28 protein-coding genes are annotated in these 22,354 nt (G+C 43.0%); 26 read left to right on the forward strand and 2 right to left on the reverse strand.

Features of this window, described 5'->3' with window-relative positions:
* Positions 1-45 precede the first annotated feature (45 nt).
* The 5 genes from MHH92_RS07815 (at position 46) to MHH92_RS07835 (ending at position 3,762) form a co-directional block, all read left to right on the forward strand.
* Positions 46-1,176 (forward strand): ABC transporter permease, encoded by a 1,131-nt coding sequence (locus MHH92_RS07815; protein WP_340903034.1) that lies wholly within the window; start codon positions 46-48, stop codon positions 1,174-1,176.
* On the forward strand, positions 1,173-1,850 hold the full coding sequence (locus MHH92_RS07820; protein ID WP_249911380.1) for an ABC transporter ATP-binding protein: 678 nt from the start codon (positions 1,173-1,175) through the stop codon (positions 1,848-1,850). Before MHH92_RS07815 ends, MHH92_RS07820 begins: the two co-directional genes overlap by 4 nt.
* A gap of 164 nt (positions 1,851-2,014) precedes the next feature.
* Positions 2,015-2,575, forward strand: a complete 561-nt coding sequence (locus MHH92_RS07825) for an NUDIX hydrolase (RefSeq protein ID WP_340903036.1) — start codon at positions 2,015-2,017, stop codon at positions 2,573-2,575.
* Positions 2,576-2,597: 22 nt separating this feature from the next.
* Complete coding sequence (locus MHH92_RS07830) at positions 2,598-3,110, forward strand: DUF4275 family protein (protein ID WP_307414429.1); 513 nt, start codon at positions 2,598-2,600, stop codon at positions 3,108-3,110.
* Positions 3,111-3,168: 58 nt separating this feature from the next.
* Positions 3,169-3,762: a DUF4304 domain-containing protein gene (locus MHH92_RS07835; protein WP_340903039.1), complete on the forward strand. Its 594-nt coding sequence runs from the start codon at positions 3,169-3,171 to the stop codon at positions 3,760-3,762.
* Positions 3,763-3,898: 136 nt separating this feature from the next.
* Here the strand turns inward: MHH92_RS07835 and MHH92_RS07840 are convergent, their stop codons facing one another.
* Complete coding sequence (locus MHH92_RS07840) at positions 3,899-4,720, reverse strand: DUF2785 domain-containing protein (protein ID WP_340903041.1); 822 nt, start codon at positions 4,718-4,720, stop codon at positions 3,899-3,901.
* Positions 4,721-4,797: 77 nt separating this feature from the next.
* On the opposite strand from MHH92_RS07840, the gene MHH92_RS07845 reads away from it, so the two are divergent.
* Entirely contained in the window at positions 4,798-5,091 is a 294-nt protein-coding gene (locus tag MHH92_RS07845) for an RNA polymerase alpha subunit C-terminal domain-containing protein (RefSeq protein ID WP_036610457.1), read from the forward strand.
* Positions 5,092-5,110: 19 nt separating this feature from the next.
* Here the strand turns inward: MHH92_RS07845 and MHH92_RS07850 are convergent, their stop codons facing one another.
* Positions 5,111-6,055 (reverse strand): hypothetical protein, encoded by a 945-nt coding sequence (locus MHH92_RS07850; RefSeq protein ID WP_340903045.1) that lies wholly within the window; start codon positions 6,053-6,055, stop codon positions 5,111-5,113.
* A gap of 352 nt (positions 6,056-6,407) precedes the next feature.
* On the opposite strand from MHH92_RS07850, the gene MHH92_RS07855 reads away from it, so the two are divergent.
* From MHH92_RS07855 to MHH92_RS07950, 20 genes are all read left to right on the forward strand, one after another.
* Positions 6,408-6,914, forward strand: coding sequence for a DUF2569 domain-containing protein (locus MHH92_RS07855; RefSeq protein ID WP_047842146.1), 507 nt, complete (start codon positions 6,408-6,410; stop codon positions 6,912-6,914).
* Positions 6,915-7,033: 119 nt separating this feature from the next.
* On the forward strand, positions 7,034-7,648 hold the full coding sequence (locus MHH92_RS07860; protein WP_339188862.1) for a histidine phosphatase family protein: 615 nt from the start codon (positions 7,034-7,036) through the stop codon (positions 7,646-7,648).
* A 38-nt stretch (positions 7,649-7,686) separates the two neighbouring features.
* Positions 7,687-8,343, forward strand: a complete 657-nt coding sequence (locus MHH92_RS07865) for a pyridoxine/pyridoxamine 5'-phosphate oxidase (protein WP_339188861.1) — start codon at positions 7,687-7,689, stop codon at positions 8,341-8,343.
* A gap of 81 nt (positions 8,344-8,424) precedes the next feature.
* Complete coding sequence (locus MHH92_RS07870) at positions 8,425-8,994, forward strand: GNAT family N-acetyltransferase (RefSeq protein WP_339188860.1); 570 nt, start codon at positions 8,425-8,427, stop codon at positions 8,992-8,994.
* 339 nt (positions 8,995-9,333) lie between these two features.
* Positions 9,334-10,290 carry a radical SAM protein gene (locus MHH92_RS07875; RefSeq protein ID WP_339188859.1) on the forward strand — a complete coding sequence of 319 codons (957 nt, stop codon included), beginning with the start codon at positions 9,334-9,336 and terminating at the stop codon, positions 10,288-10,290.
* A 295-nt stretch (positions 10,291-10,585) separates the two neighbouring features.
* Positions 10,586-11,599, forward strand: a complete 1,014-nt coding sequence (locus MHH92_RS07880) for a phosphodiester glycosidase family protein (protein WP_340903050.1) — start codon at positions 10,586-10,588, stop codon at positions 11,597-11,599.
* Positions 11,596-12,609, forward strand: a complete 1,014-nt coding sequence (locus MHH92_RS07885) for a bifunctional glycosyltransferase family 2/GtrA family protein (protein ID WP_340903051.1) — start codon at positions 11,596-11,598, stop codon at positions 12,607-12,609. The genes MHH92_RS07880 and MHH92_RS07885 overlap by 4 nt, the downstream gene beginning before the upstream one ends.
* A 127-nt stretch (positions 12,610-12,736) precedes the next feature.
* Positions 12,737-12,997 carry a DUF962 domain-containing protein gene (locus MHH92_RS07890; protein ID WP_340903053.1) on the forward strand — a complete coding sequence of 87 codons (261 nt, stop codon included), beginning with the start codon at positions 12,737-12,739 and terminating at the stop codon, positions 12,995-12,997.
* A gap of 20 nt (positions 12,998-13,017) precedes the next feature.
* Positions 13,018-13,728 carry an AAA family ATPase gene (locus tag MHH92_RS07895; protein WP_339188844.1) on the forward strand — a complete coding sequence of 237 codons (711 nt, stop codon included), beginning with the start codon at positions 13,018-13,020 and terminating at the stop codon, positions 13,726-13,728.
* 67 nt (positions 13,729-13,795) lie between these two features.
* On the forward strand, positions 13,796-14,284 hold the full coding sequence (locus MHH92_RS07900) for a cysteine hydrolase family protein (protein WP_339188841.1): 489 nt from the start codon (positions 13,796-13,798) through the stop codon (positions 14,282-14,284).
* A 257-nt stretch (positions 14,285-14,541) separates the two neighbouring features.
* Entirely contained in the window at positions 14,542-15,063 is a 522-nt protein-coding gene (locus MHH92_RS07905) for a GNAT family N-acetyltransferase (RefSeq protein ID WP_339188838.1), read from the forward strand.
* 24 nt (positions 15,064-15,087) lie between these two features.
* On the forward strand, positions 15,088-15,498 hold the full coding sequence (locus MHH92_RS07910; RefSeq protein ID WP_340903055.1) for a hypothetical protein: 411 nt from the start codon (positions 15,088-15,090) through the stop codon (positions 15,496-15,498).
* 305 nt (positions 15,499-15,803) lie between these two features.
* Positions 15,804-18,515 carry an S-layer homology domain-containing protein gene (locus MHH92_RS07915; RefSeq protein WP_340903056.1) on the forward strand — a complete coding sequence of 904 codons (2,712 nt, stop codon included), beginning with the start codon at positions 15,804-15,806 and terminating at the stop codon, positions 18,513-18,515.
* Between the two features lie 237 nt (positions 18,516-18,752).
* Positions 18,753-19,235 carry a hypothetical protein gene (locus tag MHH92_RS07920; protein ID WP_339188832.1) on the forward strand — a complete coding sequence of 161 codons (483 nt, stop codon included), beginning with the start codon at positions 18,753-18,755 and terminating at the stop codon, positions 19,233-19,235.
* Between the two features lie 70 nt (positions 19,236-19,305).
* Positions 19,306-19,770 (forward strand): NUDIX domain-containing protein, encoded by a 465-nt coding sequence (locus MHH92_RS07925; RefSeq protein ID WP_339188831.1) that lies wholly within the window; start codon positions 19,306-19,308, stop codon positions 19,768-19,770.
* Positions 19,771-19,811: 41 nt separating this feature from the next.
* Complete coding sequence (locus tag MHH92_RS07930; protein ID WP_339188830.1) at positions 19,812-20,192, forward strand: hypothetical protein; 381 nt, start codon at positions 19,812-19,814, stop codon at positions 20,190-20,192.
* Between the two features lie 51 nt (positions 20,193-20,243).
* Positions 20,244-20,879, forward strand: a complete 636-nt coding sequence (locus tag MHH92_RS07935; protein WP_340903059.1) for a hypothetical protein — start codon at positions 20,244-20,246, stop codon at positions 20,877-20,879.
* A 53-nt stretch (positions 20,880-20,932) separates the two neighbouring features.
* Positions 20,933-21,211, forward strand: coding sequence for a hypothetical protein (locus tag MHH92_RS07940; protein ID WP_340016277.1), 279 nt, complete (start codon positions 20,933-20,935; stop codon positions 21,209-21,211).
* Between the two features lie 133 nt (positions 21,212-21,344).
* The gene (locus MHH92_RS07945; protein WP_340903060.1) at positions 21,345-21,797 is read left to right on the forward strand and encodes a hypothetical protein; all 453 of its coding nucleotides are present in this window, start codon (positions 21,345-21,347) and stop codon (positions 21,795-21,797) included.
* 31 nt (positions 21,798-21,828) lie between these two features.
* The gene (locus MHH92_RS07950; RefSeq protein ID WP_340903061.1) at positions 21,829-22,332 is read left to right on the forward strand and encodes a DUF4188 domain-containing protein; all 504 of its coding nucleotides are present in this window, start codon (positions 21,829-21,831) and stop codon (positions 22,330-22,332) included.
* Positions 22,333-22,354 lie beyond the last annotated feature (22 nt).

A 22,354-nucleotide genomic window follows, 5' to 3' on the forward strand; every position in this document is an offset into this window, starting at 1 on the left:
TTTTCGCCTCCTATACTTGGATTATCAAGAGGGAGGTCACAGAACATGTACTTGGCTATTCGGGAAATGAGGTATGCCAAAGGGCGCTATGCCTTAATTGCTACAATCATGGTGCTGGTTTCATTTCTGGTACTGTTTGTTACAGGTCTTGCACAGGGGCTGGCGTATGATAACGCAGCTTCGGTCAAAAATATGGCAGCAACCCACTTTGTGCTGGAGCAGGATTCGAATCATCGGTTCACCCGGTCACAAGTGGATCAGGATCAGCTTGAGCAAGCTCGCTCCGTAGTGGGGCAAGAGAACGCTGAGCCACTCGGTGTGAAAATGACAACCGTCAGTCCAACCGGCGACACAAAAAAGATCGATGTCACGCTGTTCATGGTTAATCCGGAGGGCTGGCTTGCTCCAACGGTGACTGAAGGGTCTCTGATTACGGATCAGACAAAAGGGCAGGTTGTGGTGGACCAAAAGTTGTCTGAATCTGGTGTCACGATTGGTACCGTTCTGGTCGATCAAGCTTCGGGAACGGAGTGGACCGTTGGTGGATTTGTACAAAATGAGTCTTTCAGTCACTCCCCAGTGGTGTTCCTGAATGAACAGGAATGGCTTACGCTTCAAGGAGGTTCACGAACTTCGCAAAGTTCAGGGGACACCAATGCCAATGCTTCGATATACAATGCTATTGCGATTAAGGATGGGGGCGATCAGGTAGACCGCCTGAGTGTTGCATTGTCTAATACGGAAATCATAACGAAGTCGGATGCCGTATCGGCCATTCCTGGATATAAGGAAGAGCAGGGATCGTTGCTCATGATGATCGCTTTTCTATATGTCATCTCGGCGTTTGTGCTTGCGGTATTCTTCTATGTCATCACGATTCAGAAAACGAGTCAGTTCGGTATATTAAAAGCCATCGGAACGCGGAATGCTTATCTGGCGGGTAGTGTTTCGTTACAAGTGTTGGTTCTGTCGGTTGGCAGTCTGGTGATTAGCGTACTATTGGTTCGACTGTTTGAGTCCATCTTGCCAGCATCGATGCCGTTTCAATTAGGTTTATCCACCCTCGCACTGACCTGTGTATTATTCATACTCATGTCTATGGCGGGTTCATTGTTCTCGGTGTGGAAGGTTACCAAAATTGATGCACTTGATGCGATTGGGAGGACAGCAGCATGAGAAACCGATTGGTATTGCAGGGAATTACACAGACCTTTGAAGATGGTGGCAGTAAACGGACGATTCTGGACAAGTTGCACCTTGAGGTTGCTGAAGGGGAACTTGTGGCTGTGATGGGGCCTTCCGGCTCGGGCAAAAGTACATTCTTGTCCATTGCAGGCGCACTTCTTGAACCGACGGAAGGACAGGTTTTGCTGGACGGAGCCTCTATTATGGGCAAAAGCAAACAAGATATATCCGATGTACGGCTTCAGCAGCTTGGTTTTATATTTCAAAGTGCCAACCTCATTCCGTATCTGAAAGTAGAAGAACAACTGATGGTGGTCGCAAAGCTCGCCGGAACGGATAAAAATAAGGCGGAGAAACGAGTGGATGAGTTGTTGGATACGGTAGGGTTAACCCATCGGAGGAAGGCATATGCAGAGAAGCTGTCTGGCGGGGAACGTCAGCGGGTCGCCATTGCACGGGCATTGATGAACGATCCGGCTGTTCTGCTCGCGGATGAACCAACAGCCAGTCTGGATGCGGAACGTGGGCTGGATATTGTCGGCATGATTGCACGGCTCGTGAAAGAGCAGGGCAAGAGTGCAGTGATGGTTACGCATGATGAGCGGATTTTGCCGCTCTGTAGCCGGGTTCTTTTTTTGGAAAATGGGAAACTGGTGCAGCATTAGAAGGAGAATGGTCTGAGAGTCTGGAGAGAACACTGATTCAAGGCTTAAGGGCAGAGAGCGTAAGAAGAGGGTCACGTATTCCCCGGTGGGAAGGTGGCCTTCTTTCTGTGTTTTCGACTATAATTGGAAGAATAGTGGAATTAGATAGAGAGGATCGGGTGCGGATGAGTAGCTTGAGTGCGGAACTATTTCCGGCGCTGAGTACGTCAATTCATTGGGGAATTATTGAGGCGGAGTTCAGATTGAACGACATCGTGGATGAAAAGCTGGTGAGTAATATTAGCATCATTCCGTTTGTCGGGGATCAATGTGTTGTCTTCCAACTGGATAATGGAGCCTGGGAGCTGCCTGGGGGTACGCTTGAAGCAGGTGAGCAGTATATGGATGGATTAAAACGCGAACTGATGGAGGAACTTGGGGCAGAAATGCGGTCCTATCAGATCTTTGGTCAATTCTATTGCACATCCAGTGCGTTGGAACCGTATCGACCGTATATCCCGCATCCCCATTTCGTACGAATCATCGGTTATGGAGATGTTGAACTTGTCGGTGATCCGCTGAATCCGGAGGATGGTGAGCAGGTGGTTGCAGTGGAAGTGGTAGAGATTGATGAAGCGATCCAAAGATTCCAGAAACAGAACAGACATGACATTGCGGAGATGTACAAACTGGCTTATGTACTGCGAAATGAAGCTAAACAGTCAGGCAAGGGCCAGGTATTATAATTCCAGATAACTTACGGAGGTAATGATGATTCGAGATAAAATTAACGAGCTGCTGGATGCGTTACCCGAAATGGAACTGAACCGAGCATATTGGGGGATTGAGCGTATCCATCAGGAATATATGTTCAAGGAGAAATTGCAGGATAAAGGGGTTGTCGTATCCGAACTGTATGAGGAATCCGAAGGGATTGTACAGCAATGGGACAGCGTATTTGCCCATAATATCGATGATGTGGTCAAAGAGTCTATCCATTATAGCCAGTACAAGTGGCATATGTTCAGTTATGAACAACAGAAATGTCTGACACATGATGAAGCACGAGATGCTTTCGATGCCGAGCCGAAAGATGAAGTATATGTGATGTATGAAAGTGGTGGTTGGGTGCTTTTATACGAAAACGCGAATCGGGTCATTGCAGCGGATTTTGATTCGGAGCAGGATATCTATATCTTCGACCGAGCGTTTACATGGACGTACGTGTATACGCACGAATCCATGTGTGGCCCTTATTTTTATAAAATAGAACAAGCATGATTCTGAACAAAAAAGGGTAACAACGAATTAAATAAACTTTGCCTTGGGAGTGATATCAATGCAGGAACTTTTTAAGAAGATCATCAAAACAGACGTCAAACCCGTATTTGCCAAACACGGCTATTCGAAGAAAAATCTGAATTTCTACAAAGCGGATGGAAACCTCGCATATAAGTTCAACATTCAAAGAGCAAAGTATAACACCAGTAGACAAGTCCAGTTTTATGTTAATTGTGGTGTTCATTCCACCGAACTTGCGGAGTTGCATTCCGTTGGATTGAATGGAGACATATTGGAGTTCACATCTCATTTTACCTGCCGAATCAGAGAAATAGCCCCTGCCGCTCCGGCCCACTATACCTTAACGCCTGATATCGATCCAGACGCTTTATCGAAAGAACTGGTGTCACATTTGGAAGAGGGAATGTCATTCCTACACTCGCTAACAGGGGCCAAAGATATAGTCCATTATTATATGGACAAGACAGCTCTACATTTAAGCGAAGTAACCTTCCGCTTCCTGCTAAAAGCCGGCGATACGGAAGAAGCCAAGCATTATTTACAGCAACTGCACGCCAAATACGGAGCCGAAAAGCGCTGGGCCATATTAGAAAAGAAATATGCAGCCGTTTTTGCCGAGTACGGAATGTAAGTTATATGGTAAGAAAACAAGCCGAATTCATAACCTAATTTCAATTTGTTTGGAGCTGAATTTAACAATAATTAAAATTGCGATTCCTTCCAATAATATGTCTGAGATAAGGGTGAAAATCTGGAAGGACTGATAATCATGAGTAATATACGGGTTCTACTTTATATAATGTGTGCTCAATAGTTGGATCGAGATCAGCATCCAATTGGTGAAATTTAATCCTGAAGTATAGACTCTTTAGAAAGTTTTTTATGTTATTCTTTTGCCTAAACGAGGGAAGAAATTCTGCATCTTTCTCTACATCACCAAAACGTTGAATCCATTGCTTTATGTAAGTCTTACTAAGCATCCTTCTATTTAAGACACTAATGATGGATTTCACCATTCTTTCATCTTCCCCATCGGAGTACACGCGATCTGTGACGGTTATCTTTTGATAAACTAGGTCGAGGATAGTTAAGAGATCGGTCTCATCTAGTTCGCTACATTGAGCTAAATCATCCAAAACATCTGCTGCGTGTGCTATGGCATGAGCCCAGCCTTTTACTTCGTCATGTCCACGGTTATCACGCTCTTTTTGTACATTGTAGAATACGTTCCCTTTTATCTGATGAATGTGTTCTTTTGAGAGAAATGGTGATTCTCTATGCCTGGATAAAAAGAGTGATATAACCAACATAGAGAAAGATCGAGTGAATACAGCGTCTGAATTTGTTTCTCCAAGTCTAAAATGCAAATGGTTTTCATCCAAGACTACGGGTAAGATTTGCTCTAGTTCGTACACAGTCAGAGCATGACCAGGAATCCAATTCGATAAGGTTGTGTAAATTAATTCATCACGTAGCTGGGCATCCAAAGAACCGATGTTATGTATCATTTCTTGTACTAATGGAAATATATCTGAAGGTGCTTGGTAGTCATTCTCTTTTATTAATAACAACTTGTCTTTTAATTCCATTCTACACACTCCTATGAGTAAACTATCATTCAGGTTGCCTTGGTTATATTATACAATTTATAAGGAGTGATGCCCACATGGCAAACGATAAAGGAACACTCAGAACATGCGAACAAGGACATTTGTATTATAAAAAAAGTGATTGCCCAACCTGTCCGACGTGCGAAGCTGAACGTAAACCGACAGAGGGATTTCTAGCCTTATTGTCAGCTCCCGCCAGACGGGCCTTGGAGAATGAAGGCATCACAACACTACTGCAACTTGCGGAGTACACGGAGAAAGAGATCCTGAAACTTCACGGAATCGGGCCATCTGCCATGCCCAAACTGCGAAGCGCTTTGGAAGAAGAGGGATTGTCTTTTAAGAAATAACCCTCTTCACGCTGTTCCACTAATCCAAACCAGAAGCGGAAGTAATCTCCTCCATCGTTACCCGATACAAGAAGTTACCTTCACTGAGTAGCAGACGATGTTGGCGAAAATCCTGTCGTGCCTGCTTGAAGGGGTGATCATCTTCATTTAGCAAATCAATCTTCTGCCCCTTGCTCATTCTTCCGGGCTTCTCCATTTTCTTAAGGACAAACGTACCATGTTTACCGTACCCGGCATCGAACAAGAAATGATAACCATCCGTACTGAGGCCAGAGGAACCGGAGATGTTTGGATTCATAAATGTTACGTTAGGTTCACTGGTTCCCCCTGAGATACAACCGAGTTCAAAATCGGTATAGAAGTAGAACCAGACCTGCTTCTCATTTACCACATTGAGTGCGTAACAATCTGCAATGTCAGCTGCGCGGTTTTCGTACACTTTATTACCGTGCTCATCCCAGGCCAGCAGACCGCTTGATCCAATTGGATCGCTCCATCCGTAGTTACCAAATACCCCTTCATCGAAGTAACTGGTCCAGATCGTTCCCTTCTCTGTGACCTGTACACTTTGGATACCGTCTCCCAACAGAAACTCGCGGATCGTATTTCCGTCTAAATCACACACTTTGGCGTTCAGATCAAACTGTTCATTTCCGTAATTCGCACACCGTGCTCCGACGAGCAGCAGATGATCATGTAATGGCTGTACGTAATGATAATTGAACGTCTGCCCCCAGATGACAACTTCCTCGATAGTTTGATCTGTCACAATGAGCACTTTGTACGTATAGCTTTGATTCAATTTACTTTGAACGAACATACCTCGTTCTCTTTCGGGGATCTGATTCATCAAAAGCACATAAACAAGGCCATCCCCGCCCCACTGGGTGGAAACGATATCGAAGCCCTCGACATAGTTTGAAATGTCGGCAAAAGGCAAAAGTTTTACTTTGGGATTGGTCATATCCATATCCTCCTTTGTAGTCAAATGCAGAGTCACCATCTGCATCTGTATAAGAGGATTATGACGTACGTGTACTTTACTGAACATGGCGGAAGTATAGCGAAGGTCTTTCTTTGGCTTTTACAGTGGATGAGTATGATGTTTGGTAACCTGTGCCTTGACACTCGTAGTACAATAAGGAAGTTGTGTAAAATTCTATATAATAGGAGGGCGGAGAGATTGCTATAAGGAGAGTGTGAAAATACATACAACGCACGTGAATGAAGGGGTAAGAATCACCCGTAGATTCAATTTACAATTACGAGGAAGACTCATCTCAGAAAAACAAAACTAGTTAAGGAAGTGTTAAGAGGTGGAACCACATATTCAAGAGCAAAAGACAGACTACCGTCCACTAGGCGTATCGGGCTTAGGTGGTTGGCTGATTCTCGTCCAGATTGGATTATTTCTTACGTTGATTTTCCTGGCGCTCCAATTGGTTATGTATTGTTTGCCCATGCTTACAACAGAGACTTGGGAGTTGCTAACTTCGAAGCAATCTGAATATTATCACCCGCTATGGGGACCGGTCGTTATTTTTGAAACGGTATATAACGCACTTTTTTTAGTGTTTAGCATATATACTATCATTGCTTTGTATAGTAGAAAATCGATCTTTCCTCGTCTTATGATCATATTTTATAGTGTCAGTCTAGCCGTTAGTATCATTGATTATCTATTGTTGCTTCAGATTCCGATGGCGAGAGAACTTGAGGATGGAAACTCGTTAAGAGATATTGGCAAGTCGGTACTTACTTGTGCCATCTGGATTCCTTACTTTATCAAATCCGAGCGAGTTCATAACACATTTGTAAGATAAATGGTAAGCAGGAAATACCCGATCTTGGATAGAAGCTATCTGAGGTCGGGTTTATTTGATACAAGCGAAACCAGTTACATATATAGTTAACCAGTTCAATGTGAAAAGGAGGAGAGATCTTGAAAATTTACCTGGTAAGGCATGGGATGGATGAGGAAGGGTATCGAGGCGGATGGAGTGATCGTGGACTTACGGAACAGGGAATCAATCAATCCAGGAAACTGGGAGAGCATTTGCATCATCATGCTGAGGAGTACAACATACATACGATTATTAGCAGTGATCTTCCTCGTGCAGTGCAGACTACACGGGAAATTGAGAAGAAATTAAACATGCAGGCTAGCTTAATGAAAGATTGGCGTGAGATGAATAACGGAGATTTGGCAGGCATGCTCCATAAGGATGCTGAAGAACATTACCCAGGAGTTTATTACAACACCCTTGAAATGGATTCACCTTTTCCGAGAGGAGAAAGTCCAAGGGATTTTTATAACCGGATAAGCATATCTTTCGAGAATCTTCTTAGAGATATAGAGGAACAAACAGTCAAGTCCAATGTTCTGTTAATTACTCACGGCGGAGTGATTAACATCCTGTATTATCTGCTTGAGAAGAAGGAATGGAGCAATAAATCCAGCTTTTATCCCATGGACAACACCAGTGTACATACCGTTGAAAAGGGAAGGCATGGTTGGAAACTTAGCAGCGTAAATGTGTTAAGTCATCTAGATTAGTTGTTTTTCCATGTTAAATAGAAGACGGAGGCGATGACATGAGCGATAAACCAATTGAACTGTTGCAACGTTTAAAATCTTTATCCGGCCCATTTCCAACGTGGGATATGGGGCAGTTACCGGATCGGCCGGGGAAGTTATTTTTGGATTGGTTGAGATTGGCGGTTGAGAACGAAGTGAAGGAACCTCATGCTATGACGATCTCGACCGTGGATCAAGATGGTTATCCTGATGCGCGGGTGTTGATTTTGAAAAATGTAATTGACGAAACGTTTTATTTTGCCTCCAGTTCGGAGAGCCGAAAAGGGCAGCAGTTGAAGGAGAATCCTCATGTCGCTCTGACATTCTACTGGCCTTCCCTTGGAAGACAGATTCGGATAAGGGGAATTGCCGAGGATCGGGGAGATGAAGCGGGTGCTGATGATTTCCGCAAACGTTCAGCTGGAGCGCGAGCAGTTGCCATGACAGGGCATCAGAGTGAGGTTTTGGATAGCGAGGAAGTGCTGGATAGTTCCATTGAAGCTCAGAAGGAAAAAATAAGACGTGACCCCAGTGTTGTTACACCTCATTGGCGTCTATATGCCGTGAATGCACAAGAGGTGGAGTTTTGGCAGGGAGATTCGGAGCGCAAGCATGTACGAGTCCAATATGTGATGCAAGATGGGCAGTGGAAGTCACTCAGATTGTGGCCTTGATTTTAGAACAGATGAGTCAGGCAATATGAAGCGAGCTGCTGTGTGTTTCTTTTTCCTAACAATCTGAGGGAGGATAAATCTATGAAAACGATTGAAAGTTTCTTCGAACCATTTCCCATGTTGGAAACCGAACGGACGTTACTCCGACCTCTTACCTATGATGATCTGGAGGATATGTATAGTTATTGCGTTGTACCTGCTGTATCGGAGTTCACCACCTGGGACGCGCATCAGAGCAAAGAAGACACCAAAGCTTTTTTAGATTTTGTCATGAGTCGCTATGAGACGGATCTAATTGGCCCATGGGGGATTGAAGATAAACACACCAAGAGGCTGATTGGTAGTTGTAACTATCTAGGGTGTGACAGCGATAACAGGAGAGTTGAACTGGGATATGTGTTATCTGATCAATTTTGGAATCAGGGCTACATGACCGAGGTAGTGAAACGAATCATCCAATTTGGATTTGATGAAGTGGGGCTCGAGCGAATCCAGGCCAGATGTTTAGTGGAAAACACAGGTTCTGCCAAGGTCATGGAGAAGGCAGGCATGCAATTCGAAGGTGTGCTGAGGAAATACATGAAGGTAAAAAATGAGCTTCAAGATCTGAAGATGTATGCTATCGTAAAAGAAGACTTCTACTCGTGTTAAATAAAGAACGTGTTATTGAAAAGTCGTGTGTCATTTATCATGCTGGCGAGCCATAGATTTTCCTATAATCCTAAATTTATCAGTGATACACAATAAAAGCAGAAGTAAGAAATAGCTTGAATTGCTACATCAAAAGGTCAAGGTATCGTATTTTATATTGTCTAATTCAATAATTATATGCCTAGCTTTGGCCCATTCCTGATCGTTGAGGATATGGGTTTTATTTTTGTTTTCAGCAAGCAACGTACATAATGTCATATCTTGAACCTGATGCTTTCCGCTATAATCTTCAAGTTATTAAAACATGGATTGAATGAAGGAACCAGGAGGTACAACGAATTGACGACCAAAAACAGATATAAATCACTCGAACTGGAAACACCCGGCGTATATGAGCTGGAAGGGCTTGAAGTGGGAGTGACATCGAATTGCAATTATAAATGCGACTATTGCTGCGCCTACAATCGGGATGATGGAGCGTGTATCAATAGTCAGGAAGTCATCCGTATTATTAGTGAGCTTCCTCGTCTCAAGAGAGTGCGATTGTCAGGGGGAGAAGTTACTCTGAAATACCAGGATTGCCTGGAGATTGTGACGTACTGTACGGCACATGGCATCGATACACAATTGAACAGTAATGCCAGTCTGCTGACTGAAGAACGAATCATCGCGTTGCGTGATGCAGGCTTGTCCAACATTCATATCTCGTTCAATTATACGGATGCGGAGTCGTATGCTACGTACTACCGCGTGCATCCTCGCATGTATGAAAGGTTGGAGCAGAATATCCGTCTGTGCACGGAAGTCGGTCTGGAGACGGTGCTGGAAACGTTACTATTTGAAGGTAATCAAGCGAACATGCAGGCCATTAGCGATAAGGTGTATGATCTGGGTGTGCGCATCCATGAGATCCAGAACAGTATTAAGATGCCGCATACCGACTGGACCCAGATTGTATCCAAAGAGTCCCTTGTTCGATCTGTTACGGAATTAATTAAACATAAAAAGCCAGATACAACGCTCTATTTCACCTGTATGGATCGGTTCGCTGAACAGTTGAATTTGCGTGAACAACCTGGTGTGTATTTCTCTAATTGTGTGGATGGCACGAAACAGCTGCACCTGCACGGCAACGGGGATATTCTCATCTGTGAGTTATGCCATCCTGTTGTGATTGGCAACATCTATACTGGAACGTCGTTGAAGGATATATACGCTCAGCAGCCCCCGGCGTTAACGGAATTCCTGGAGAAGCGGCCTTGTCCCGCGTACGATGCTCTTTTTGCAGATGCATAACAGGAAGACCTGTTGAAGATATGTGATATGAATGTTGAACGAATATGTACACGATAACAGTGACCTTTAGGGTTATATAGACTGAAATCAAGGTGATCTGGTTTCCTCAATGGGAAAACGGATCACCTTTTTTTATTGAACTATTCAGTTACACAATAACAGCGATTGGAGGGTTGTTCTGTCATCGGAGTGGCTAGTGTAAATAATCTTTAGTTCAATTGATATGGTTTCAGATTCATTTAAGCTACCCGGCCTAATATGGCCTTAAGAACTTAGATGAAGAGGTGAGCTTCACATGATGAAGATTGATGAGAAACCAACCCGGAAAGACCCACATAAAAGTCCCATCTCTCCAAGAAAGCGCAGATGGCTCATCATCACACTTGTCATCGTGCTTGCAGTAGGTGGAATCCTGTACAGCCTGGCTGACCGTTACCTGATCCGGCATGTGCAGGTGGTTGTAGCAGATGAGAACACAGCAACGGCAACAACTCACACCGACAATGATTCCAGCAATACTTTGACCACCGCAACTGAAGTGAATGCAACGTCAGATGATTGGAATTATTCGAGTGATGATATGAAAGTCAATATTGAAAAGGTACAGACGGGTTCTGGCTCGGATCAGATTACGTATTATGTCGCTGATGTTCAGTTAACGGATGCAAGCAGCCTGCGAACCGCGCTGGCGGACAACAGCTTTGGAACGAACATTACCGAAAATACGTCAGAGATTGCCGCAGCCAACAATGCGATCTTTGCCATTAATGGTGATTATTACGGATTCCGCGACGATGGTGTCATTATCCGAAATGGAACACTGTACCGAGACAGCCCCACGCGGGATGCACTTGCCCTGTTCAACGACGGTACGATGCAAACATATAACGAGAACGAGATTTCTTCCTCGGAACTGCTGGCCGAAGGTGCAACCGATACACTATCTTTTGGGCCCATTCTGATTCAAAATGGCGAGATCGTCAGTGATTTTAGCAGTGTGAAAATCGATAACAACTTCGGTAATCGTTCCATTCAAGACGCAAATCCAAGAACAGCGATCGGCATGATTGCTCCGAATCATTACGTCTTTGTGGTGGTGGACGGACGGCAGGACAACAGCCGAGGCATGACCTTGGCAGAACTGGCTGATGTCATGAAAGGTCTGGGAGCAACCGAAGCCTACAATCTAGACGGCGGCGGTTCATCCACGATGTATTTTATGGGCAGAGTTGTCAATAACCCGCTGGGGCGTAACCAGGAACGTGGCGTAAGTGACATTTTATATCTGACGGAGGGACAAGGATCATGACGATATTAATTCCATCATATGAACCCGATGTGCGTTTACTGAATCTCGTTCTGCAACTGCAAACATTTAAACTTGGCCCTATTGTGATTGTGGATGATGGCAGCGGCCCCGGTTACCGTGGGATTTTTGAAACGGCAGAAGCCTATGGCTGTACGGTCCTGACACATCCCGTCAATCTGGGTAAGGGCAGGGCGTTGAAGACGGGCTTTCAGTATATTAAGGAGTACGGACCTCAGGGCGGTGTGGTGTGTGCAGATAGTGACGGACAGCATCTACCGCATGATATTAAGCGTATCTTCGAAGTGCTACTCGCACAGACGACACCAGGAATTGTACTCGGCAGCCGTCGCTTCAGTGGTAAAACTCCAGCACGTAGCCGGTTTGGCAATACAGTCACAAGGGCGGTCTTTTCCCTCACAACAGGTACCCAGGTATATGATACACAGACGGGTCTACGTGGTTTTCCTTACTCCATGCTGGATTGGCTGAAGCAGATTCCCGGGGATCGGTTTGAATACGAGATGAACATGCTGTTAACGGCACACAAGGAAGGGTATGAGATTACGGAGGAGTTTATTGATACGGTGTATCTGGATCACAATGAGTCCTCCCATTTCCGCCCGCTGGTTGATTCATTCCGGATCTATATGCCAATCCTGATGTTCAGCACATCTTCGGTGCTATCGGCACTGATTGATTTTGGATTACTGTTCGTCATCCAGTATTTTACGCATAATCTGTTTCTGTCGGTTGTCGCAGCAAGGCTATGCAGCTCAATCTTCAACTATACGATTAATCGAAAGTACGTATTTTCCGCTGGACGAACCTCTAAGGTTCGGCAGTCATTGCCCAGATACTTCTCACTTGTCCTACTAGTGCTGTTATTAAACTACGGTTTATTGTATTTTTATAATGAAAAATTAATTATCCCGCTGCTCACAGCTAAGCTACTGACCGAGGTATCCATCTTCCTGTTCAGCTATTGGGCACAGCGCAGATTTGTCTATTAACTCTGAAGAGAGAGTAAGCCTATGGCTTGCTCTTTTTTGGTTGAAACGGTTTCATATGTACCCCGAAATAGGTTACGATGGAGTGGGAAATAAGGAGCCTTATTTTAGGTGGGATGGATGTGGACTGATGTTGAATCGTGTGCGCAAGGACTTGCGTTATTACCTTCAGGAGCATCAGGATCGGAAAAACCGCATTTTGCATTACTTCGCGTTTTTGTCGGCGTTTGTGGCATGGATTTTTTTGTTTATTGATATCAAAGTCACGCTCCTACTCGCTGTCATCCATTACGCTTTATCCTGGATGGGGCACTTCTATTATGAAGGCAATAAACCCGCAGCTTTTCGTTATCCTCATAATTGTAAATATTCTTTAGTTGAACTTATATAAATAAATGTGGGAGGATGATTATGTATCTTCGAAGTGTGGAACTCATGTCGGCCAAGATCGAGAATTGGGACCAATATCCTTTTGACATCCCCGCGATCCGATCCTTGGAACGATTGGAGCTCACGAATAACGTTACTTTTTTTGTAGGCGAAAATGGTTCAGGGAAATCTACTCTGCTGGAAGGCATCGCACATCAATGTGGATTCAATACCGCAGGGGGTGGCAGGAATAATACCTATGAGACACATGCTTCGGAATCCTCGCTCGGGAATTATCTCAGGCTGGCCTGGTTGCCCAAAATAACGAATGGTTTCTTCATGCGCTCTGAATCGTTCTATCAATTCGCATCACATGTCGATGAAATGCCGGCGTCGCTTCAATATTATGGCGGGCGTTCATTACATGAACAATCACATGGGGAGTCTTTTCTCAGTCTGTTCGTCAATCGCTTCAGTTCCAAAGGCATCTATCTGCTCGACGAGCCCGAAGCCGCTTTATCTCCAGCTAGGCAGCTCTCCTTATTGCGTATCCTTCATGATCTGTCGGGTACTTCACAATTCATTATTGCGACGCACTCACCCATTTTACTGGGGTATCCGGGGGCAGAGATTTTAAGTTTTGACGATAGCCATATTCAAGAGGTAGCCTATGAGGATACCGATCACTATCAGATTACTCGCAGCTTTCTGGAGAACCGCGACCGGATGCTGAATGAATTATTTAAAGACTAAGAGTTCAATTTAAGCAAGGAAAGTTACAAAACATGAGACGTAAAATTTATTTATGAGGAGAGATTGGATGAAAGTAGGTTTGCTGATTGTTGATATGCAGGAGAGTATTGTGCGGAAAAAGATGGACCAAACTTCGATAGACCATGCTTGCGAGTACATTAATCATGTGGCTAATGTGTTGCGATCGAATGATCATACGGTCGTTCACGTGCAGGATGTGGAGGGCATGGAGGAGGCACCACCGGAAGAATATCGTATTATTCCCGAGGTAGATGTGAATGAGAAGGATATCACAGTTACCAAAGAAGCTTCCAATGCTTTCTGGCAAACTGATCTGGAGCATGTGTTGAAGAGTCATGGAATTGAATTGGTGATCATCGCTGGTTTTTCCGCAGAGGAATGTGTTCTATTCACCTACAACGGAGCGATGGAGCGAGGTTTCCGCCCGGTGATGTTGCAAAACGGAATTCTTAGCACACATCACGAAGCGGTAATTTCAACGTACAGAGATCGCAATGTGATCTCATATCCTGTAGTTGATTATCTAATCCATTAAGTGTTTGCACATGCCAGTGGATACTTGGTGAAAAATTAAAATAAGACCAATAATCGGACTCTGTAGGGAGTCTTTTTTTGTACAAATGTTCATGTCCAGTGTGAAAGTTAAGGTTACTCCATGGTTTAAACCAAACTTTGCCTATATCTGCTGTGGTTGAAAGAATATATTGAGAACAGGGCACAGCAAACTCGTTGTGGACATCGGTAATGTCATGTATGGACCACTAGCGACTCATTAACTAAGGGAGATGTGCAATGAAGATGAATGTACAAATTACGAGTATTTTGGCAGAACAAAAGGAATTGTTCCTCAACCTGTACAACTTGTACTTATATGATCTGTCCGAATTTTCTGGCGAGGATCTACTTGAAGAGGGGAAATATGATCCAACGAACACCTATCTATATCTGGAACGCGATGAATTACATCCGTTTTTGATTCAGTATGAAGGAGAGGTTATTGGATTCGTACTGGTGTGCTCACCTCCATATGTGCCGGAAGAAGTGGATTATACCGTGCAGGAGCTGTTCCTGGTCAAAAAATATCGCGGGCAGGGGCTGGCAGCAAAAGCAGTTGACTTGGTTTTTGCTCAATTTGAGGGTAGATTCAAAGTAGAACAGCTTGCTAACAATGCGGCAGCAGTTTCGTTCTGGAAAAAGTATTATGAGCAACATCAGATTGAATACACTGAGTCTGAATATAACATTGAGATTGACAACATCGCTGGTAGCCACCGGATTTTGTCTCAGACTTTTGTACGTGGAAGAGAGAAATAATATTTAAATTAGAAGGTGATTAGTTTGATTATTATCGTAGCAACCAAAGGGAGTTCGAAGTGGGTCTCAGGTGTATTCCAGGCAGAAGATGTAGCTAGACAGTATATGGATCTCATACCCGAGGAGCTTAAGGAATACCAGAAATTCATTCAGATAGAGAATATCACATATCCATTTTATATTATAGAGCGTCAGGATTCTCCATTTAGGTTTCTTGGTAAAGATGAAGTGATTTCACTTTTTGATAAAACAGATGTGTCAGAGGATGAAGATGAGGTGCACTTCAATATATACACGATTGATTCAGATTATAGATCGAACAAACCTGGAACAGATTATATGGGAGCACTGAGGCATGATCATGTGACCAATGAATCTATAGAGATGTACCGAGAAGAAGGAACAGCGTTTCTGAGTAGACGAAGGATTTTATGAATGTGAGAATTGAGGAAACTAGTGATTCAGAATTTTAGTTTACTACCTAATTTAATAAACGAGGATACCTATGGATACGACAACGAGGTGTCCTTTTTTTTGTTATATTTCAGTTCTGATGTGATAGGGAGGAGTAGAAAAAATGTATACTGTATGCACCGAAAGTTGGGCTCTAAACTCTTTAACAGACTGGGTTTTGCAGCCATATTTCATGGTCAGTATTTTATGTATACTATTGCTGATCTTTGTGATAAGTTGAGCGAGTAAGATCCAGTAATCATACTATGAGTGAGAGGACTAATATCATGAATTGTGCTAAAAAGCTTGTGACCACTCTATTGATTACAGTTATGTTGTTTTCATCGTTTAATGTAGTATTTGGTGCCGCCGAATCTTCGGCATCAGACATCGAGGGAAACTGGGCAGAAAGCCAAATTACGAAATGGATCGACAAAGGTTTTATTCATGGTTATGAAGACGGCAGCTTTAAACCGAACAATACCATAACAAGAGCAGAATTTTTCTCATTGGTTAATCGTTCATATGGATTTACTGAAACAGCATCTGTATCCTTCAAGGATGTTACTTCATCTAACTGGGCATATGCTGAGGTTTCCAAGGCTGTAAAAGCTGGATACATAAAGGGTTATAGGGACGGTACAATCGGTGCCAATAAACCCATTACTAGACAAGAAGTTGCAGTTATTATCAGTGATCTTCTGGATCTATCGAATGAAGCTAGTACTGGAAATCACTTTACGGATTCGAATACGATAGCCTCATGGGCTAAAAATTCGGTAGATGCTATAGTGGCTAAAGGGATTTTACAGGGCTACGATAATAACTTCAATCCGAATAAACCGATCACTCGTGCTGAAGCAGTCGTTGCGCTGGATCGTTCAGTGAATGCAAGAGCAACGGATTACAGCTTAGCTGGAACATATGGCCCTGAGGCGGGAACGCAGACCATCGATGGGGATGTGCTCATTAGCGCAGCTGGGGTTACATTGAAGAATATGATCATCAAAGGAAACCTATTATTTAGTGAAGGTATCCAAGAAGGAGATGTACACCTTACGAATGTTACGATCAAAGGTGTGACTCGGGTAGAAGGTGGGGGCGTTAGTACCATCTATTTAAAAAATACCGTAACATCTACCCTTATCGTTGATAAGAAAAAAGGACCTGTTCTCATTATTACAGAAGGTTCAACGACAGTTGGAGAAGTAACCATTCAATCCCCTGCTACGCTACAAGAATCGGATACTACGGGGAATGGCTTCGGCAAGATTACATTATCCGAGCGGTTACCTGCGGGTTCAAAAGTAGGTTTGAAAGGAACATTTGATTCCTTAATCATTAAAGGCAGTGGGGTTCAGGTGGATATTCCTGAAGGCCGTATTAAGGACGTTATCGTAGCAGTTACAGCAACGGGGACGACTCTTAACTTAGGCACGGATGCAACGATTGTAAACCTTTTCTTAGATGCAGTCGCTAAAATTCTAGGCACGGGTACTATTGAAAAGGTGACGCTGAGTTCCGTTGCTAAAGGTGGTACGACATTTGAAACTACAATTCGACTGTTGGATAAAGTCATAAATACAGTGACTCCAGCTACTCCAACTGCTCCTGTGACTTCACCTTCCACTGGTGGAACGGATACAATCGCTCCTACACTGTCCAATGTAACGAGTGGTCATATTGCAGGTGGAGATCCTGTGGTAGGTAGAAGCAATGAGAATGGATATCTGTATCTGGTTCCTTCCACAACACCAAAAAAAATCACAAGTTTAAATCAATCTGTTGCAGGATTGTTAGGCAAGAAGCAGTCTGTGATAGCAAACTTAGATGCCACAATTAATACAGTGGGATTAGCTTCAGGTACGTATGTCGTATATGCCGTTGATCTCGCGAACAATATATCGATGGCTTCGGCAGAGATCGTGATTGGTACAAATCAGTTAACCGTTTCGACTCCAGTACTCTCAACCGAGAAAATGTACGATGGAACGTCTTCGGCTACAGTAATAGCAGATTCACTAACCGGAGTTGCTGCTGGAGACCATGTAACCGTGAGTGCAGCAGCCACCTACAATAATGCAATAATAGGCACAGGTAAAACAATAACTGTAGTTTATACGTTGGGCGGAGCGGATGCGGCCAAGTATATTGCGCCTGCAAACTATATAATCCAGACAGGGGCCATTACAGCCGCACAGTTGACGATCGGCGAGCCGATGTTGACTCTTGATGAGATAAATGGAGATTCATCCTTAGCCGTATCTGCCGGTTCATTAGTTGGGGTTGTTCCAGGTGAGGATGTGACCGTGATTGCAGAGGCGGTATATGATACATTATCAACTCAGGAAGTTAGACCATTAACTGTGGTTTATACAATAGCTGGTGTTGATAGTGGCAAATATATTGCTCCAGTTAATAATACGAACTACACTGTTTATGTACAATCTAGTGCAGATACGGGGACGATCATAGACCTAATTACCACCTTCAAAGTGTATGATGGAACCTTTGCAACAACTGCAATAGCAGGTTCTAGAGTAGGATCTTGTGGAGAAAATGAACAAGGTATTTGTCCTGGGGATGTCGTAACGGTAAGTGCTTCAGGAGTCTATGATAATGAAAATGTAGGAACAAATAAAAAGATAACCGTATCGTATATTTTATCTGGTAATGATGCAAGAAACTATACTGCGCCAGATAAAATTGCAGTGAATGGTGTAATAACTAGAAAGCAATTGATGATCACGTCTCCGACATTAATACTCTCCAAAGTGTATGACGGAACTCTTATTGCAAATGTAACACCAGGTGCATTATCTAACATTATCCCTGGGGATGACGTACAGGTAATCGCCGTAGCCACTTACAACAATGTAGCTGTAGGAACCAATAAAGTAATAACGATTAATTACATTCTTACAGGAAATGATGCAGGAAATTATGTTGCCCCAGCAACGCAGATAGTTGGTACAGGGCAGATTACTGCTACACCATGATGTTTATGTTTGAAGACCATTTTCATTAGGGACTTTTCTGATGAAGTGTAGAAGCAAATAGAGTCTCCGCTGTCGAATAAGACTGTGGAGGCTTTTTTGATTTTCTGAAAAGAGTAGAATATAAATGGTAGAGTTCAATGCTCAAAATGATTTCGCATTTACCAATACATGGGTTATGATGAATTAAGAGGATTGAACAGATATTGAAGCATGGGGAACTGTAACGGAGGTGCGGGTATGTCGAAGCATCATTTTGTTATTGAAAACAAATCGCAAGTAAACGAAGATATCTATACTTTCTATTCTTGGGACTCTAACGGCGTGATACATGGAAATGGATTAACCACAGAGAATCATGCGACCTTGGAAGACGAATTCATTGCGTACATCTATGATTCCCTTTGCTGGTTGGATACATGGAATCCATCTACCTGTATGAGAGGTAGTGGACTGAACAACTATGGAATAACCGTGATTAAAGAGCAGGATGTTTTGTTGAAGTTTCATCAACTGATTCAGGCCTGGATTGATCTATTCAGCCATGCGGCGGATCCGATTGTTCTGACAGGGAGTTACTATTTTGATGGAGAAGAACAAAAGGGCTACTACGAGAAACTCGTGTACAACAAAGTTGAATTAATCAACGAATTACATAAGCTTGCGAACATGGCAAAGTATGCTGAGATAAATGGGAAATGCATTGTGCATTTCGGGATATGAAATTAATAGGAAAGTTTCCTGATTGAAATTGTGAACTGTTGAAGTAATCCAACAGAGAGGAGCAAGAATAATGACTAGTCGTATTGTAGTTACGGGTGGAGCTATTATTCGAGATCATATGGGGAGGGTTCTGCTGCAAAAGAGATCAGATTATGGAGATTGGGGATTACCCGGTGGTGGTATGGAACCAGGTGAACGAATCGAAGAAACCATGATTAGAGAAGTGAAAGAGGAAACAGGGCTTGAGGTGAATTCTTATGAATTGGCCTCCATCTATACGGGCGAGAGGATGCACTATACGTATCCGGATGGAAATGAAGTAGTATTTGTAATGTTTTTATTTGACGTTATTGCGGAGTTGGAAGGAAAACTCTGTGATGATCAATTAACTCTTTTATTTGAAGATGAACAGAAGGAGTCATTACAGCTTGTTTTTAAAAGTCTGGATGAGATTGATATTTCCACAATTAACAATGTGCAGAAGCCTATATTTATAGACTTGAAGCAAGGAGAGTCTAAATTGCTACGCGAGTGATAGCGTCAATAGAATAACTCAAAATGAATAGAGGTTAGATCATGATGAAAAACATGGAATTAATTCAACCTTTTATTCCTGCATTTTCTGTTCAAAATTTGGAGTGGGTTGCTGGGTTGAATCTGTATATAAAACAAGACAAATATTATGACAATATTTCGATAGCAGATATTACATTTTTAATGAAATACTCAAATGTTACATATGAATTACTTTTTAGATTCACCAATATTGAAAGTTTTCATTATAATCCTGATGGTGTTTTAGTTAAGATAATTGGGTTTAATATTAAAGATTTAAAAGATCATGGATATCATCCGATGAAATATTTCGTTGAGGACTACGAGGACGGAATATTAGGATTTTATTGTGAGGATATTGAATTGATACATGTACAAGAGAGTGAGCACTTAGCTTTGTAAATCATAGAACATCATAGTTTGAGCCTTTTAATAAAGAAAGGAGTTTTTATATTGCCTTGGCCGATGGTACATTTTGCAATTGCATCCGAATTGATATCCGAGCCATCCCCTGAATTGTTATTGGGAAGCCTTGCTCCTGATTCGATCCATGTAAGAACTAATCTTCGTACAGAAAAGGCAAAAACCCACCTCATGCCAGAGGCAGGAAGATTCGCAACAGACGAAGAACTTAAAGGATTTTTTGAATCCAACAAGAAGTTAGCTTATAGTGATCCCAAATTCCTGCAATATCTGTGCGGTTACATCGCCCATATCTATACGGATCGCGCGTGGACATTCGATATCTATCCTGCATATGAAGTCCATCCCAACGGAAGAAGTGTGTATACACAGGATGTCACAAAGCTGGAGTTTATGATTTTACGGAATTGGAACAGGGCCAACGATTGGTTAAATGAGCTGAATGTGGGGAGAGCATTTGATCTAGGTGGATTGCTGGAATCTGAGGTGTACCAGTATGAAGGAGAGAAACTTGAGTTTTTAGCTAACCCTGACAACGAACCTTTGGGTGATTTAAATATGTTATCCATGGAAGCTATGGAAGAGTTCATACATAAAACGGTGTTAGCGCTAAAAGAATTGTATACAAGTTGGAATGTGTATGAAGATTTACGCAGCACTGTGTAAGCAAGGGAGAGATATACCTGAAGGTATACAGGAAACAAGTACGCAAAATTGTAGTGAATGATACACTGTTCCTGTACGTTGTGGATGAGCAAGCTTACGATATCGTCATTCGGGTTTATTCGAATGCGCTTAAATCTACATTTGTAGAGTTCGATGTTGCTTGGGAAGATACATGGGATATATTTGTCTATGAACCCAAACTGATATCCAACCTTATTCAATATGCTATAAAACAAGGGTGGGACTACCAACAGAAGAATAACAAAATGAAATTTAACAATGCGACCAGCATTGTAAGAATTCTAATGGCAGAGAAGCAAACACGATCATAAGGAACTTGAACACAAATTGAAAGCACGTCTACTGCCCCACTACTCACCTAATTTTAAATTAGAAGCTATATGTACTGAAAGGCATGATCTCCAGTTAATCTTGCATCATGAAATCACATAAAGGAGGATGACTATGGACATCGTTATGACGCTTGAACCGCACGGATGGCTGGATATCCTGGTTCAACCCGATCAGGGAGAACAGATTGAGATTCCGGTTTCTTTTTTGTCGGATGCGGTGGATGAGATAACACGTCAGTTCGTTGCATTGCACAAAGGAGCCACGGAGGTAACCATGACCATGCAGACCGAACCTGGAGAATATCGCTTCTGGATCAAGAAACGTTCGCAGGTAATCGTTCAATTCATGGTGTATGAGATGAGTGATAACTTTAGCACGGAAGCCGTTACAGAGGGGCGATTGCTTATGTCTGAGGAGTTATCCTTGGTCAAGTTGACTAAGCTATTTTACAGAGAATTAAGCAAATTGAAGGAAATGGGACTGGAGGAATATCACAAACGGTGGAGTTTTGAGTTTCCCTTGAATGCCTATGAGCGGATAGGAAGGGCCGTCCAGATCCGATGAAATCGAATGTTTTGAGAGAAGGAGAGATTACGTGGCGAACATACATAAGGGAAGATACTCCGCTCAGATTGAGGGAGAATTTGTTGTTTTTATCATCGGAATGAGGATCAATCGTCTGTGGGCTATACACAAATGGTTGCCTGTCTTTAAGTCCATGGGACCGATGATTAAAGAACTGTATATGAATCCGGAGACTGGATTTCTGAGTACAGAGTATTTTATAAGTTGGCGTGGGGTGACGCTACTCCAATACTGGCGCTCTTACGATGAATTGGAGAAATACGCACGAGGCGGATTACACTTGGAAGCTTGGAAAAAATTCAACCGATCCATTGGTACTGACGGAACAGTAGGGATATATCATGAAACATACAAGGCTCAGTCGGGTTCCTTCGAGACCATATACGCCAACATGCCCAAATTCGGATTAGCTAAAGCTTCTGACCATGTGCCTTCGACAGGGAAAATGGAGACATCCAGACGCAGAATGGGCGGAGAGAATGACCCGGCCGTGGAAGTACCAGAGAATCCTTAAAGTGATGAATAGAGAGGAGCAT

The organism is Paenibacillus sp. FSL M7-1414 (genome assembly GCF_038003195.1).
Lineage (GTDB): Bacteria > Bacillota > Bacilli > Paenibacillales > Paenibacillaceae > Paenibacillus > Paenibacillus amylolyticus.

What these genes read in the sequence shown, in the direction of transcription:
- MHH92_RS07890 (WP_340903053.1), top strand. Translation starts at nt 12,737, where the DNA reads ATGTTGAATCGTGTGCGCAAGGACTTGCGTTATTACCTTCAGGAGCAT.
- MHH92_RS07870 (WP_339188860.1), top strand. Translation starts at nt 8,425, where the DNA reads ATGAAAACGATTGAAAGTTTCTTCGAACCATTTCCCATGTTGGAAACC.
- MHH92_RS07895 (WP_339188844.1), top strand. Translation starts at nt 13,018, where the DNA reads ATGTATCTTCGAAGTGTGGAACTCATGTCGGCCAAGATCGAGAATTGG.
- MHH92_RS07930 (WP_339188830.1), top strand. Translation starts at nt 19,812, where the DNA reads ATGATGAAAAACATGGAATTAATTCAACCTTTTATTCCTGCATTTTCT.
- MHH92_RS07915 (WP_340903056.1), top strand. Translation starts at nt 15,804, where the DNA reads ATGAATTGTGCTAAAAAGCTTGTGACCACTCTATTGATTACAGTTATG.
- MHH92_RS07865 (WP_339188861.1), top strand. Translation starts at nt 7,687, where the DNA reads ATGAGCGATAAACCAATTGAACTGTTGCAACGTTTAAAATCTTTATCC.
- MHH92_RS07840 (WP_340903041.1), bottom strand. Translation starts at nt 4,720, where the DNA reads ATGGAATTAAAAGACAAGTTGTTATTAATAAAAGAGAATGACTACCAA.
- MHH92_RS07900 (WP_339188841.1), top strand. Translation starts at nt 13,796, where the DNA reads ATGAAAGTAGGTTTGCTGATTGTTGATATGCAGGAGAGTATTGTGCGG.
- MHH92_RS07920 (WP_339188832.1), top strand. Translation starts at nt 18,753, where the DNA reads ATGTCGAAGCATCATTTTGTTATTGAAAACAAATCGCAAGTAAACGAA.
- MHH92_RS07835 (WP_340903039.1), top strand. Translation starts at nt 3,169, where the DNA reads ATGCAGGAACTTTTTAAGAAGATCATCAAAACAGACGTCAAACCCGTA.
- MHH92_RS07820 (WP_249911380.1), top strand. Translation starts at nt 1,173, where the DNA reads ATGAGAAACCGATTGGTATTGCAGGGAATTACACAGACCTTTGAAGAT.
- MHH92_RS07945 (WP_340903060.1), top strand. Translation starts at nt 21,345, where the DNA reads ATGGACATCGTTATGACGCTTGAACCGCACGGATGGCTGGATATCCTG.
- MHH92_RS07925 (WP_339188831.1), top strand. Translation starts at nt 19,306, where the DNA reads ATGACTAGTCGTATTGTAGTTACGGGTGGAGCTATTATTCGAGATCAT.
- MHH92_RS07815 (WP_340903034.1), top strand. Translation starts at nt 46, where the DNA reads ATGTACTTGGCTATTCGGGAAATGAGGTATGCCAAAGGGCGCTATGCC.
- MHH92_RS07845 (WP_036610457.1), top strand. Translation starts at nt 4,798, where the DNA reads ATGGCAAACGATAAAGGAACACTCAGAACATGCGAACAAGGACATTTG.
- MHH92_RS07825 (WP_340903036.1), top strand. Translation starts at nt 2,015, where the DNA reads ATGAGTAGCTTGAGTGCGGAACTATTTCCGGCGCTGAGTACGTCAATT.
- MHH92_RS07850 (WP_340903045.1), bottom strand. Translation starts at nt 6,055, where the DNA reads ATGACCAATCCCAAAGTAAAACTTTTGCCTTTTGCCGACATTTCAAAC.
- MHH92_RS07880 (WP_340903050.1), top strand. Translation starts at nt 10,586, where the DNA reads ATGATGAAGATTGATGAGAAACCAACCCGGAAAGACCCACATAAAAGT.
- MHH92_RS07885 (WP_340903051.1), top strand. Translation starts at nt 11,596, where the DNA reads ATGACGATATTAATTCCATCATATGAACCCGATGTGCGTTTACTGAAT.
- MHH92_RS07830 (WP_307414429.1), top strand. Translation starts at nt 2,598, where the DNA reads ATGATGATTCGAGATAAAATTAACGAGCTGCTGGATGCGTTACCCGAA.
- MHH92_RS07905 (WP_339188838.1), top strand. Translation starts at nt 14,542, where the DNA reads ATGAAGATGAATGTACAAATTACGAGTATTTTGGCAGAACAAAAGGAA.